Origin of the sequence: Alloprevotella rava (assembly GCF_014195585.1) — a bacterium.
Taxonomy (GTDB): domain Bacteria; phylum Bacteroidota; class Bacteroidia; order Bacteroidales; family Bacteroidaceae; genus Alloprevotella; species Alloprevotella rava.
The window spans coordinates 94,743-107,281 of the sequence record NZ_JACICA010000007.1; the positions used below are offsets into that span (position 1 = coordinate 94,743).

The 12,539-nt window shown below is 43.2% G+C and carries 11 protein-coding genes, 2 tRNA genes, 1 other RNA gene and 2 pseudogenes; 6 read left to right on the forward strand and 10 right to left on the reverse strand.

What is annotated here, in order from left to right; genetic code table 11:
• Positions 1 to 92: 92 nt before the first annotated feature.
• The 7 genes from FHS60_RS07130 to ssrA form a co-directional block, all read right to left on the reverse strand.
• A complete protein-coding gene (locus FHS60_RS07130; RefSeq protein ID WP_009346708.1) occupies positions 93 to 251 on the reverse strand; it encodes a DUF4295 domain-containing protein in 159 nt (52 codons plus the stop codon).
• A gap of 12 nt (positions 252 to 263) precedes the next feature.
• Entirely contained in the window at positions 264 to 455 is a 192-nt protein-coding gene (gene rpmG, locus FHS60_RS07135) for a 50S ribosomal protein L33 (RefSeq protein ID WP_009346707.1), read from the reverse strand.
• Between the two features lie 12 nt (positions 456 to 467).
• Positions 468 to 728, reverse strand: a complete 261-nt coding sequence (rpmB, locus tag FHS60_RS07140; RefSeq protein WP_009346706.1) for a 50S ribosomal protein L28 — start codon at positions 726 to 728, stop codon at positions 468 to 470.
• Between the two features lie 212 nt (positions 729 to 940).
• Positions 941 to 1,456 carry a CinA family protein gene (locus tag FHS60_RS07145; protein ID WP_183697002.1) on the reverse strand — a complete coding sequence of 172 codons (516 nt, stop codon included), beginning with the start codon at positions 1,454 to 1,456 and terminating at the stop codon, positions 941 to 943.
• A gap of 11 nt (positions 1,457 to 1,467) precedes the next feature.
• Complete coding sequence (gene tsaD / locus FHS60_RS07150; RefSeq protein ID WP_183697005.1) at positions 1,468 to 2,490, reverse strand: tRNA (adenosine(37)-N6)-threonylcarbamoyltransferase complex transferase subunit TsaD; 1,023 nt, start codon at positions 2,488 to 2,490, stop codon at positions 1,468 to 1,470.
• A 4-nt stretch (positions 2,491 to 2,494) separates the two neighbouring features.
• On the reverse strand, positions 2,495 to 3,352 hold the full coding sequence (gene map, locus FHS60_RS07155) for a type I methionyl aminopeptidase (protein ID WP_183697008.1): 858 nt from the start codon (positions 3,350 to 3,352) through the stop codon (positions 2,495 to 2,497).
• An 890-nt stretch (positions 3,353 to 4,242) separates the two neighbouring features.
• Positions 4,243 to 4,645: a transfer-messenger RNA gene (gene ssrA, locus FHS60_RS07160) on the reverse strand.
• 304 nt (positions 4,646 to 4,949) lie between these two features.
• Between ssrA and FHS60_RS07165 the strand changes: the two genes are divergently transcribed.
• Positions 4,950 to 7,460 (forward strand): SLBB domain-containing protein, encoded by a 2,511-nt coding sequence (locus tag FHS60_RS07165; RefSeq protein WP_183697010.1) that lies wholly within the window; start codon positions 4,950 to 4,952, stop codon positions 7,458 to 7,460.
• A 94-nt stretch (positions 7,461 to 7,554) separates the two neighbouring features.
• On the opposite strand, the gene FHS60_RS07170 is transcribed toward FHS60_RS07165, so the two are convergent.
• Both FHS60_RS07170 and recF read right to left on the reverse strand, forming a co-directional pair.
• The gene (locus FHS60_RS07170) at positions 7,555 to 7,845 is read right to left on the reverse strand and encodes a DciA family protein (RefSeq protein ID WP_183697012.1); all 291 of its coding nucleotides are present in this window, start codon (positions 7,843 to 7,845) and stop codon (positions 7,555 to 7,557) included.
• Between the two features lie 20 nt (positions 7,846 to 7,865).
• On the reverse strand, positions 7,866 to 8,996 hold the full coding sequence (gene recF, locus FHS60_RS07175; protein ID WP_183697015.1) for a DNA replication/repair protein RecF: 1,131 nt from the start codon (positions 8,994 to 8,996) through the stop codon (positions 7,866 to 7,868).
• Between the two features lie 189 nt (positions 8,997 to 9,185).
• Between recF and FHS60_RS07180 the strand changes: the two genes are divergently transcribed.
• The 4 genes from FHS60_RS07180 to FHS60_RS07195 all read left to right on the forward strand — a co-directional run bounded on the left by FHS60_RS07180 (position 9,186) and on the right by FHS60_RS07195 (position 10,750).
• Positions 9,186 to 9,911, forward strand: a complete 726-nt coding sequence (locus FHS60_RS07180; protein WP_183697019.1) for a tetratricopeptide repeat protein — start codon at positions 9,186 to 9,188, stop codon at positions 9,909 to 9,911.
• 109 nt (positions 9,912 to 10,020) lie between these two features.
• Entirely contained in the window at positions 10,021 to 10,506 is a 486-nt protein-coding gene (ribH, locus tag FHS60_RS07185; RefSeq protein ID WP_009346698.1) for a 6,7-dimethyl-8-ribityllumazine synthase, read from the forward strand.
• Between the two features lie 81 nt (positions 10,507 to 10,587).
• Positions 10,588 to 10,670: transfer RNA gene (locus FHS60_RS07190), tRNA-Tyr, on the forward strand.
• A 6-nt stretch (positions 10,671 to 10,676) separates the two neighbouring features.
• A tRNA-Asp gene (locus FHS60_RS07195) sits at positions 10,677 to 10,750 on the forward strand.
• A 208-nt stretch (positions 10,751 to 10,958) separates the two neighbouring features.
• Here FHS60_RS07195 and FHS60_RS07200 read toward each other — a convergent pair.
• Positions 10,959 to 11,183, reverse strand: a pseudogene (locus tag FHS60_RS07200) (transposase); the annotation flags it as partial.
• Positions 11,184 to 11,517: 334 nt separating this feature from the next.
• Here FHS60_RS07200 and FHS60_RS07205 point away from each other — a divergent pair.
• Positions 11,518 to 12,453: pseudogene (locus tag FHS60_RS07205) on the forward strand (IS982 family transposase).
• Positions 12,454 to 12,539 lie beyond the last annotated feature (86 nt).

Genomic DNA, 12,539 nt, shown 5'->3' on the forward strand with positions numbered 1-12,539 from the left:
TTTCTGCAAATTTACAATTTTTTTCTGATAATAACAACAAAAAACCCAGGGCTTTAGCTCTGGGTTTTATCGTTGTTGTCACTGAGGACTTATTAGTTCTTGAAGAATTCCTGAACTTTGTCGTTAGGAACCATCTGCTCATCAAAGACGTAAGCACCAGTCTTCGGGCTCTTAACCATCTTGATGACTTTTGTGTAGGAACGGCCGTCAGTTCTACCTTCCTGCAACGTTGCGACTGCTTTCTTTGCCATAGTGCTTTATCTTTATTTGATTTCTTTGTGAATGGTCATGCGACGGAGGATGGGGTTATATTTCTTCACCTCCAAGCGTTCCGGCGTGTTCTTACGGTTCTTCGTCGTGATGTAGCGAGATGTACCGGGCAGACCGCTTTCCTTCATTTCAGTACATTCGAGGATAACCTGAATGCGATTACCTTTAGCTTTCTTTCCTGCCATGATGTTTAATTATTAACCGATTACTTTAATAGAGTTCCAGTCGCAATAACCTTTGGCAACCGCGTTGTTCAACGCAGCGTCAAGGCCAACCTTATTGATAAGGCGAAGACCAGCAGCACTGATGCGAAGCTGAATCCAGCAATCCTGCTCTACGTAGTAGAACTTTTTACGGAACAGGTTCACGTCAAAACTGCGCTTTGTGCGACGCTTTGATTTGGAAACATTGTTGCCAATCATGGCTTTCTTTCCGGTGATCTGACAAATTTTAGACATTGCTATCTACTTGTTTTTTAATTCGTTGTTAGTGTACTTTCCCAATACGAGGTGCAAAGTTAGTGTAAAACAAGCGAAGAACAAAATAATTTTATGTCTTTTTTGTTTTTTTCTTTGCCTAGCCATTACAACTCATTGTTTTGTCGGAAGTCGGGGGCTTGGGGCGGTGAGAAGGTTGAAGTCCCGTTCTTAACGATAAGTTGCTCTTTCGGTTAGTCTTCTTTCGGGCAATTTTCTTTGAGGTAGTCGAGGAGCATGTGGATGGCCTTATTGGTGGCGCTTTCCAAATTGCGTTCACGACCGTTGTCTTCTTCAATCTTATAGGTGACGATGTTGTCGCTAGAACCTACGGCTATCCATATCGTTCCTGTTAGTACGCCGGGGCGGCCTGTGCCGTCGGGGCCGCCAGGGCCTGCAAATCCGCTGATAGCCACTGCGTAGTCGCTGCCAAACATTTTGTTGGAGCCTACTACCATTTCCTTTACCACTTCTTCGCTCACTACGCTGTGTTGCTCGATGGTTTCGGGGGATACGCCGAGGTGCTTCACTTTAAGCTCGGTGGCGTAGCAAACAAGGCCTCCTATATAATAATTAGAACTTCCGGGTTGTGCTGTGATGACGCTGCTAATGCGCCCTGCGGTGCAACTCTCGGCTGTAGAGAGTGTTTTTTGAGAGTTCCAAAGGAGTTTGTTGATTTCTTTACTGACTAATCTTACGTCAAAGTCCATATTGTAAGTTTTTATAGTGTTGTACGTGAGTAGGCTGGTTTGTCGATAGGACAGAAATCCCTGTCTAAGTATTTGTAATAGCCTGTGATGGCTATCATGGCTGCGTTGTCGGTGGTGTAGCCAAACTTAGGGATATAGATGCTCCATTGCTTGTTGTCTTGTCTGGTCTTAAAGGCTTCGCGTAGTGCTGTGTTGGCACTAACGCCTCCGCTGAGGGCTACTTCTGTGATGCCAGTTTCTTTAACGGCTTGTGTGAGCTTCTTCATGAGGATGTCTATTATGGTTTTCTCTAGCGAAGCTGCAAGGTCTTCTTTGTGGTGTTCCACAAAGTTGGGGTCTTTCTTTGTTTCGTCGCGTAGGAAATAGAGGAAGGAGGTTTTCAGACCGCTAAAGCTATAGTCGAGGCCTGCTATGTGAGGTTTGGCAAAGGTGTAGGCGTTGGGGTTGCCTTGGCGTGCCAGCTTGTCAATGATTGGGCCGCCTGGATAGCCAAAGCCCATCACTTTCGAACATTTGTCCATGGCTTCGCCTGCGGCATCGTCGATGGTCTGTCCGAGCATTTCCATGTCGTTGTAAGCGTTCACCTTCACTATCTGGGAGTTGCCACCACTCACCATAAGGCAGAGGTAGGGGAAGGGCGGAACGCGCAATTCTTCTCCTTCTGTCAATATGAAATGTGCCAAGATGTGTCCTTGCAGGTGATTGGCTTCGATGAGGGGGATGCCTAGGGAGGTAGCAAGGCCTTTGGCGAAGCTCACGCCAACGTGGAGTGAACCCATGAGGCCTGGGCCTAGGGTTACGGTGATGGCCGATAGCTGTTCTTTTGTTATGCCCGCTTGCTTAAGTGCTTGGTCCACTACGGGCACTATATTCTGCTGGTGTGCGCGTGAGGCAAGTTCGGGTACTACGCCTCCGTAGGCCTTATGAACGGCTTGCGAGGCTGTGATATTACTAAGTAGATAGCCGTTTCTGATAACGGCAGCACTCGTGTCGTCACAGCTGCTTTCTATTCCTAATATATATATATCGTTCATTGTTCTAGTAAGTCAAGATTTCAACTCCGTCTTCTGTCATCAGGAAGGTGTGTTCCCATTGTGCGCTGGGCAGCTCGTCTTCTGTCACGACGGTCCAGTTGTCATCGGAATCGATGAATACTTCTCGCCCTCCCATATTGATCATTGGTTCTATAGTGAAAACCATACCTGGCACGAGGAGCATGCCGTCTTGATGGGTGTCGTAGTGATTCACTTCTGGTTCGTCGTGGAAAACAAGTCCTACGCCGTGGCCGCAGAACTCCTCTACAACGCTATATCCGTTGCTGTGGGCGTGTTTGTCAATGGCTTTACCTACATCGCCAATGAAGCCCCATGGCTTTGCTGCTGCTGCGCCTATGTCGAGACACTCTTTGGTCACTCTAACCAGACGTTCTTTCTCTGGCGTGGTTTTGCCAATGATAAACATTCTGCTGGCGTCGCTGAAGTAGCCGTCTTTGATGGTTGAAACATCTACATTGACAATGTCACCCTCTTCGAGGATATCGTCTTCTGAGGGAATGCCGTGACATACCACTTCGTTGATGCTCGTACATACGCTTTTGGGGTAGCCTTCGTAGTTGAGGTCTGCGGGTATGGCCCCGTGTGCGGTGGTGTATTCGTATACGATGCGGTCGATTTCTTCTGTGCTCATGCCGGCGCATATCTTCTCTGCCACAGCATCAAGAACGCCTGTGTTGATTACACTTGAACGGCGAATGCCTGCAATTTGTTCTTCGGTAAGAACTAAACGACGGGGAGGAACAATGTGTCCTTGGTTTTGCAACTCAAGGATACGCTTGTCGAAGTCAGTCATCTGCTGACCTTTGGGCACAAACCAATTTCTTTTTCTTAAGCTGAACATGTCTTCTACTTCTTATTTGTGTCCAAAGGTACGAATAAAAAACGGAAAAGAAACAGATTTTTATGGATTATTTAGTGTGCGTTTTTATAGATGTTTTTTCTATTGAAAGGTGTAAAAATGAATTGTTATCAGTGGCTTGATTTTTGAAAATTTGGACAAAAAACGGCACTTTTGTTCAAAAAGCGGACATTTGGATCTAAGTTTTCTGCAAAATCGTGGAAAAATTTTTCGCGATTTGTACCCAAATTTAGAGAAAAGTGTACCGAATTTTTATGCAAAATGCGCTTCCGAAGGCTGTTTTTGTCTTTTGGGGAGTGATTTTGCTTGTTGTTTGTGTGTGGGGTGTTGTGTGTAGTGGTGTATTGTGTTGTTTTTCAGAGTGTTGTATTGGTTTGTTTTTGCTTGTTAAGTGTGTTTACTTTCGCGCTTTCGCGTCATGAGGGGAGGAAAATAGATGGGGAAAAAGAAAAAAATGTGGGGTAATTCAATGATATACATTGTATTATGTCCTTGTTTTTATGTATGGGGTAAATGTGGTATATCTACACCCTCTCCAGACGAAAGCGCGGAAGTTGTGAAAAGAAAAGCGAGAGAGGAATGAAGGAAAAAACTTTCCATTTCTAGTGTTGAGTGAAGTGTCTTTCTTGTGAATTGTTTATGTGGTTTGGTTTAAGTTTATCCTTATTCTGTCGGCTGGCATCCTTATTCTGTCAGTTTGTAGCCTTATTGTATTTATTAAAGTGATTATTTTATTATTGTTGTGTATTTTGTTGTTTATTAGTGGTATGAAGATTTTTTATTGTAAGAGGGGCGCTCTGTAGGACTTGCTTGTGTGGGTGTAGGGGATGAAAAAAGAAGTTATACGGGAGTGTATAACTTCTTTTTGGAGTTGGTGGAGCAGGAGGGGATTGAACCCTCGTCCAAACAGGGAGCTAAAATGCTTTCTACATGCTTATCTCTGCCTAAGCTTTTCGGGTGTAGATAAAGACCAGAGCCACTAAGTCTGCACCTTATCCTCTAAAGTTTAATCGAGAGTACGAGGCTACCCAAGACGATTCCCGAATTGTCTGCACCACTTAACCCATGAGCCTCGGAACAACGGCTGTGGAGTGATGTCTCGTCACAACACCTAGTGTCGTGATAAAGCCCGAACTTACTATACTTCGGTTAGGCAGCGAGAGCGTAGTTGTTTTCGCCAGTTAAATTTTTGAAAGCCGATATTAAGGTGCCCACTTTCAGGCGCACCGCATGCTTACACTTCACCTCGACCTGCTGTCAAATCCAGTCTGCCCCAGATGTGTGTGGCTGCAAAGATAAAAACTTTTTTAGAATATCTGTACTTGTCCTGTATTTAACTGCTTTTTGCTTAAAAATAGTTGTGTTAAGATGCTGTGTTTATATATTTTTTATTATCTTTGCTCTATCTAAACAATATAAACGAATCACTATCGTTTAACATATTGCAACGAGGCTTGCCAAAGGCGGAAGTGTCAACATTGCAAGCTGGCAGAAGCTAGGCTCGATACCCCACGGAAAGTGCTGTAGTATGGAAGCGAATGAGGGAAGCTTGATGTTGTTAAATAGAAAATAATGTCAAATGAAAAAGGCAGCGATAATATTGATATGTATGCTCATGCTCCCCGTTGGTGTATGGGCGCAGTCGTCTATGACCGACAACCAAATAATGGAGTACATTATTTCGGAGAATGCAAAGGGGGCTTCGCGCTCCCAGATTGTGACGCACTTGGTGGAGCGTGGCGTGACAGTGGATCGCATCCGTAAGATTCGAGCAGCATACGAAAAGCAAAAGAAAGGTGATGTTGTTGGAGCACGCAATATTTCGGGATTGTCGCAAGAACAGCAAACGCGCTTGCGGAAGAATAATGGGAAAAGTCGCGATGATTATGATTCTGATAATCAATCGGAAGCGTTTAATCGTGTGAAGCGAGAGAAAAACCTCAGTGACAACAATGCGAAATTGCGTCGTCGTCAGATGAGCGAGGCTCTTGACTTTGTTCTTCCCGATTCGCTGGCTATGTTTGATGAGCTGATGGGCAACAACGAGAAGCTCAAAGGTCGCCAAGTATTTGGTCGCAATATCTTCAATAATAAGAACCTGACATTTGAAAGCGATATGAATATTGCCACACCTAGCAACTATCGCTTGGGGCCTGGCGATGCTGTGTTTGTAGATGTATGGGGCGCATCTCAGAAGAGTTTTCAAGCAACTGTTTCTCCCGATGGTTACATCGACTTGGAGGGCTTTGGCCCCGTGAATGTGGCCGGACTGACTGTGGCACAAGCTAACGCCCGCCTTCGTGGAACTTTGGGGAGTCGCTATCAAAGTAGTAAAGTTCGCTTGTCTGTGGGGCAAACGAAGACGATCACCGTCAATGTGATGGGGGAGGTGAAAAATCCTGGTACATTTACGCTTTCGGCTTTTGCTACCGTATTTAATGCTCTCTATATGGCCGGAGGAACCAATGAAATTGGTACGTTGAGAAATATCAAGATTTATCGTTCGGGTCGCTTGATTTCAACTTGCGACATCTACGACTATATCCTGAATGGACGCATGACTGGCAATGTGCGCTTGGCGTCGGGCGATGTCATTGTGGTGGGCCCCTATGAGGCCTTGGTGAATATCACTGGTAAGGTGCGCCGCCCCATGTTCTATGAGATGAAGCACAATGAGAGTGTGGGCACTCTCATTAAATATGCTGGCGGTTTCCGTGGCGATGCCTATACCACCAATGTTCGCTTAGTGCGCAAAGCCGGCGGCATGTATAGCGTGTATTCTATTGATGAGTTTGAACGCAACAAATTTCAGTTGGCCGATGAAGACTCGGTGAGCGTAGATAGCGTTTTGGATCGCTATTCCAATATGGTTGAAGTGAAAGGTGCTGTTTTCCGTCCAGGTATGTATCAGATGGATGGAAGTATCACTACTGTACGACAACTATTGGAAGCAGCAGGAGGAGCGCGTGAGGACGCCTTTATTGACCACGCCATCTTGCGTCGTTTGAAAGAAGATAGAACGCACGAAGTGGTGTCTGTTGATGTGAAAGGCGTTATGAATCACGATGTGGTCGATATCTCGCTGCGAAATGGCGATGTGCTCTATCTGCCTTTAAAGCGAGATATGCAGGAGAAGCAAGTGCTCACTATAATGGGTGAGGTGGTCTATCCCGGTGAATATGAATTCTCCGATAATATGACGTTGGAAGACTTTATCCTCCAAGCGGGCGGTTTGACAGATGCAGCTTCGCTAGTGAAGATTGACGTTTCACGCCGTATTCGGGACAATAAAGCTCTGTCGAGTGAGAATGTCATTGCAAAGACGTATAGTTTCTCTCTTCGTGATGGCTTTGTTATTAGCGGTGAGAATAATTTCAAACTGGAACCTTTCGATGAGGTTTATGTTCGCAGAAGCCCTGGCTATGTAGAACAGCAGCACGTGGCGGTTTCTGGTGAAATAGCCTTTGGGGGTAAGTACACCTTGTCGCGCAAGGCTTCTCGCTTGAGCGACCTTGTGAAGAATGCAGGAGGCTTGACGGCCTACGCCTATGCTAAGGGGGCGCGCTTGGAGCGTCAGCTGACACCAGAAGAGAAAATCAAGCTGCAAACTATGCTAAAGATTATAACTGTGAATAGTGAGGACTCAACAAGCGTTTCTAAGGTGCAGTTGGGCGATACACGTACGGTGGGTATCAATCTCGATAAGGCTTTGGAGAATCCAGGTAGCCAATGGGACGTAGTACTGCAAGATGGTGATAAACTCATTATCCCGCAGTTTAACAATACCGTGTCTATTAACGGCGAAGTGATGTATCCCAATACTGTGGCTTATACCAATGGTGCTGGTCTTAACCACTATATCAACCAAGCAGGTGGCTATGGTCAGCGTGCAAAGAGCCGTCGTGTGTTTGCTGTGAATATGAACGGAACAGTGACTCGTGTGCGTTCTAAGGAGGATATTAGCCCAGGATGCGAAATCATCGTTCCAGCTAAGAGTCGTCGTAAGGCTACTAGCTTAGCAGAAATCATGGGTTTTAGCACTTTAGGTGTCAGTCTTGCCTCTGTAGTTGCTGCTATCTTGAAGCGTTGACGTAGCAGCATTTAGAAAAAAGCGAGTTGTAGTAGGGATAAAATCTAACTGCAACTCGCTATTTTTGTTTTTGGGAGAGTGAGGGATGTCTCTTTCATACAAAGACAATGTCGCTGATGACTTGTGCTTGTACGTAGGCGTTTAACTGTGTTTTTAACTCCTGCTTTCGTAGTGAGAGTTCGGATCGAAGAACTGGGGATCTAAGTTTGACATAGAGTGTTTGATTCTTGATGTACAAATCCTGCGTCTTACTCTTAACTAGTTCGCCCGTAATGATAGGCCAAGCCTGCTTTAGTCTGTATTGATTGAGTTGTGTTTGTAGTCCTGTTTCCTTGAGGAAACGAGCCACAATACTGCCTAAGCTTTCTTCCTTGATTCTTTCCATGGGGTACTATCTTGAAGTTCTTATTCAAAAACCTCTCCGTCCTTGACATTGAAGAGCTTATAGTCGCTATTGGCTGATTCAAGAATCAAGTCCAAATGCTCTCGATTCGTATCGGTGATGAATATTTGTCCTAAAGCACTTCCGTTGGCGTAGTCAATGATTTTGCCTACTCGGCCAGAATCCAATTTGTCGAAAATGTCGTCTAAGAGGAGGATAGGCGTAGTGGTGTTGTTAAGGCTTGTAGCTTGTAGGTGTTCTCTTAAGAATATGAACTGGGCCAATTTAAGTGCAATAAAATAGGTCTTAGTTTGCCCTTGTGAGCCCTCTCGCTTTACTGGATAGCCATTTAGTGTCAGAATTAAATCGTCCTTGTGAGTGCCATGAAGTGAATATCCTAAGATAACCTCTTTGCTTCTACAATCAGCAAGTTGTGTTTTGAGAGGGCCGCGTGAGAGATGGGATGCATATTCGATGCTCACCTGCTCTTTGTCGGTGTTGCACAGCTGGTTGTAAATGTTTTGAAAGATGGGTAGAAATTGCTGGTTGAAATCAGCTCTCGCTTCATATATGGCTTGTGCGTCCTCGGACATCATTTCCTCTAAAACATCGATAACGTCTGTGGGGATATTGCGTATCTCGTCTTGAGCTTGTTTGAGAATTGCATTTCTTTGCTTTAGTGTCTTCTCATAGCGAATGATACGCTCCAAATAGGCTGCATTGTATTGCGAAATGGCCATATCCATAAAGCGTCGTCTCTCTTCGCTACTACCGCTCACTAGCAGCGAATCGGCTGGAGAAATCAAGATGAGCGGGATAGAACCAATATGCTCAGAAAATCTGCGTATTTCTTTCTGATTCTTCTTTACGTGTTTGTGACTTCCTGCTTTCATGCTGCAAGCCACCGTTTCTGTTTTTCCATCTGCCGAAGCATAGTCCCCCTGAATCATAAAGAAGTTTTCGTTGTGTTTTATATTTAAGGAGTCCTGCGTATAGACACTACTCTTGAGGAACGACAAATAGTAGATCGCATCTAGCACATTCGTCTTTCCCATACCATTGGCCCCTACAAAGCAGTTTACTTTCGGGGAAAAATCAAGCTCAACGGATGATAAATTCTTGAAGTTTATGATGGAGAAATGTTTGAGAATCATTTGAAATCAGAGATAGAAATATTAGCCTTCACCTCGTGTGAAGGGCTGCTTTTGCCGGAAGCACAGGCAAAGTTAGGCAATTCTTAAATGAAAAAAATATGCAAGGCAAAAAAAACAGATTTTATTTTCTCAATCGATTGGAAAAGACTAAATTTGCAGTGCATTCTTATGAAATAAAAAAAGCAAAATATGACAAATAAAAAAACTCAATTGGAAGTAAACGATGCTTTGGCACAGTCTGAGGCCTTTGTTATTAAGTACAAGAAGCAACTGATTATTGGCGTAGTAGTGCTGACAGTTGTTGTAGCAGCGTGCGTAGGTGGCTACTTCTGGCTGAAGTCGGCTGAAGAAAAGCAACAGTCTCAGCTCACCCTTGGTATGGCTTATATCTCTCAGCAGGATTATGACAAAGCGCTGAAGGGAGATGGTAAATTCCCTGGCTATATCAAATTGGCAAGCAATCACTTTACGAATGCTTCCAATCTTGCTAATTTCTATGCAGGTATCTCTTATGCTCGTAAAGCAGAAGGTGAAACAGGTGCTGCTCAGAAAGCAGATGTTAAGAATGCAATTAAGTATCTCGAGGCATATTCTCTACAAGGTGACCATACCATTACTCCTGCTGCGTTGGCAACATTAGCTAATAGCTATGCAAATGATGGACAACTCGATAAAGCTGTAGAGACTTTCAAGAAAGCAGCAGATCGTGCAGCTAATGCCGCTATGAGCCCTGAATATCTTATCCAAGCAGGTGAATTGCTGATGGCTCAGAAGAAGAATGCTGACGCTAAGGAGGTTTTCCAGCAAGTTAAGGAGACGTATCCTAATAGCCGCTATTGCCAACCAGGACAAGCTCCTAATGGTACTATTACAGCTCCTGCTATTGATGCTTTTATTGAAGCAGTAAGCAAATAAATTCGTATTTAACCATATCTCAAATAATTGAGAATTGAAAATTAGGCACTTTAGTGCTCAGCTTTCAATTCTCAATTTTCAGTTATAAACTTCTTATATTATACAATAAATGTCTTCATCTGTTTTTACATTGAGTGATAACAATATTCCTGATGCTTCAGAAATGCGCTTTGGTATTGTTTGTGCAGAATGGAATAACAATATTACATTCAAATTACTTGAAGGAGCACTTTCAACATTGAAGGAAAATGGAGTGCAAGAGCAAGCAATCAAAGTGATGCACGTTCCTGGTAGCTTTGAACTTATTCATGGCTGTGCAGAGTTAGCACGACATGGTTGGGTAGATGCAATTATTGCTATCGGTTGTGTCATAAAAGGGGATACCCCTCATTTTGATAATATATGTCAAGGCGTTACGCAGGAACTTGCACATCAGAATACCAATGGTAAGATACCTGTAATCTATGGTCTTATCACGGTCAATACTCTAGAACAAGCAGAAGAGCGTGCAGGAGGTAAGCTTGGGAATAAAGGCGAAGAGTTTGCCATTACAGCTATAAAGATGGTAGACTTCGATTGGCAATTGCAAAAATAATTGAAGAAAAATTGCATATTCATTTGGTAGTATTGTGAAAGATTACTACCTTTGCACTCGCAAATCAGAAATGAAATGTATGGGCAAATACCAGAGTGGCCAAATGGGGCAGACTGTAAATCTGCTGGCTTACGCCTTCGGTGGTTCGAATCCATCTTTGCCCACATTTTGGTGCGTTAGTTCAGCTGGTTAGAATGCCTGCCTGTCACGCAGGAGGTCACGGGTTCGAGTCCCGTACGCACCGCGAAAGAGTTGAAGTTTATTCTTCAACTCTTTTGTTATCTCCCTTTCTCCCTTCTCTTTGGTGCCCTTTATATAGCTCTTTCTTTTTTCTTCTTATTATCCCATTTCGGTTTAAGAAACGCTCTTTCATGAGTTTCTTAAACCGCACACGCATCCTTTCGGCCTTGACCTAAAACCGAAGTATAATTGTTTCACGCAAAAATTATAGGTTAGAATAACGTGAGCTGTTTTACACCCTGCTTTGCATCTCTCTCAAACTCCATATTGATGGAAGGCTTTGTGTCGTAGAAAGTATATGCCGCTATACCTGCCAAAAGGTTAACGATGAAATTAGATATACTTCTATGACGTGTGTGAACTATCTGTGCAATGTTCTTCAACATATCATTGATAGTCTCTATGATACTTCTCTTGCGAAGCATGATTTTATCATGCACAACTATCCAAGGAAAAAGCAAGAGAAGGTGATTGAATGGTAAATATCTGGTAATGTGCGAGAAATAAGTCAATATGCAATGATTTGCGTTACGGTTAAAAGAGCAGAAAATGTGGATTTGTGCAGAAGTTCCGTTACCAGACCGTTATCTTCTCCATCGGGAGGTAACGATAAGGCAAAAGAAGGTAACCAGATTCTTTTTGTTTATACCCCAATTCGGGATAAGCAGTTCTTCTTTTCCTCAAAAAAAGTTTTAATAAAAGCCTAAAAAGAGGATTGTTTTTTGTATATTTACTGTTGAAAATCAATCATATAACAAAATAACAATCCTCATGAAACTTGTCAGCAAAGTTACGGAAATCTATTGTATTGCAGATGATTTCTGCAAAGAATATCATTTAGAATTGAACAAAACCTCTCTTTCTCTCTCAAATCCCTCTGCCAATAGTCCAAAACATCGCAAGAGAAAAGGACGAATGAGTGATGCTGAAATGATCACAATTCTTATATTGTTTCACAGCAATACATTTCGGAATTTCAAACATTTCTATCTCTTCTATGTTTGCCGAGAACTAAAAAAAGAGTTTCCCAATCTACTCTCCTATACACGCTTCGTTGAGCGTATGCCTCGTGTTGCAATCCCTCTCTTGCTCTTTCTCAAACTGGGATTAATGGGAGAATGCACAGGGATAACCTTTATCGATTCTACACGTATTCCTGTGTGCGACAACAAGAGACAATCCCGTAATCGCGTATTCAAAGGTTATGCCTAGAAGGGGAAAAGTACGATGGGATGGTACTATGGATTCAAACTTCATCTTTTGTGTAATGAACGAGGCGAACTACTCAATTTTGCTCTAACCCGAGCCAATGTAGACGACCGTAACCCAAAAGTATTCAACGATTTGACGAAGGATCTGTTTGGAAAATTATATGCCGATAAAGGTTATATTTCTCAATCACTTTTTGCTTCACTCTTTGATAGAGGTGTACACATCGTAACAGGAATACGGACTAATATGAAGAACAGATTAATGGATGTGCATGATAAAATCATGCTTCGCAAGAGAAGTATCATAGAGACTATCAATGATATGTTGAAGAACATTGCACAGATAGTTCACACACGCCATAGAAGTATCTCTAATTTCATCGTTAACCTTTTAGCTGGCATAGCTGCATATGCTTTCTACGACACCAAACCTTCCATCAATATGGAGTTTGAGAGGGATGCAAAGCAGGGTGTAAAACAGCTTACTTTATTCTAACCTATAATTTGCGTGAAACAATTATACTTCGGTTTTAGGTCAAGGCCGAAAGGATGCGTGTGCGGTTTAACAAACTCATGAAAGAG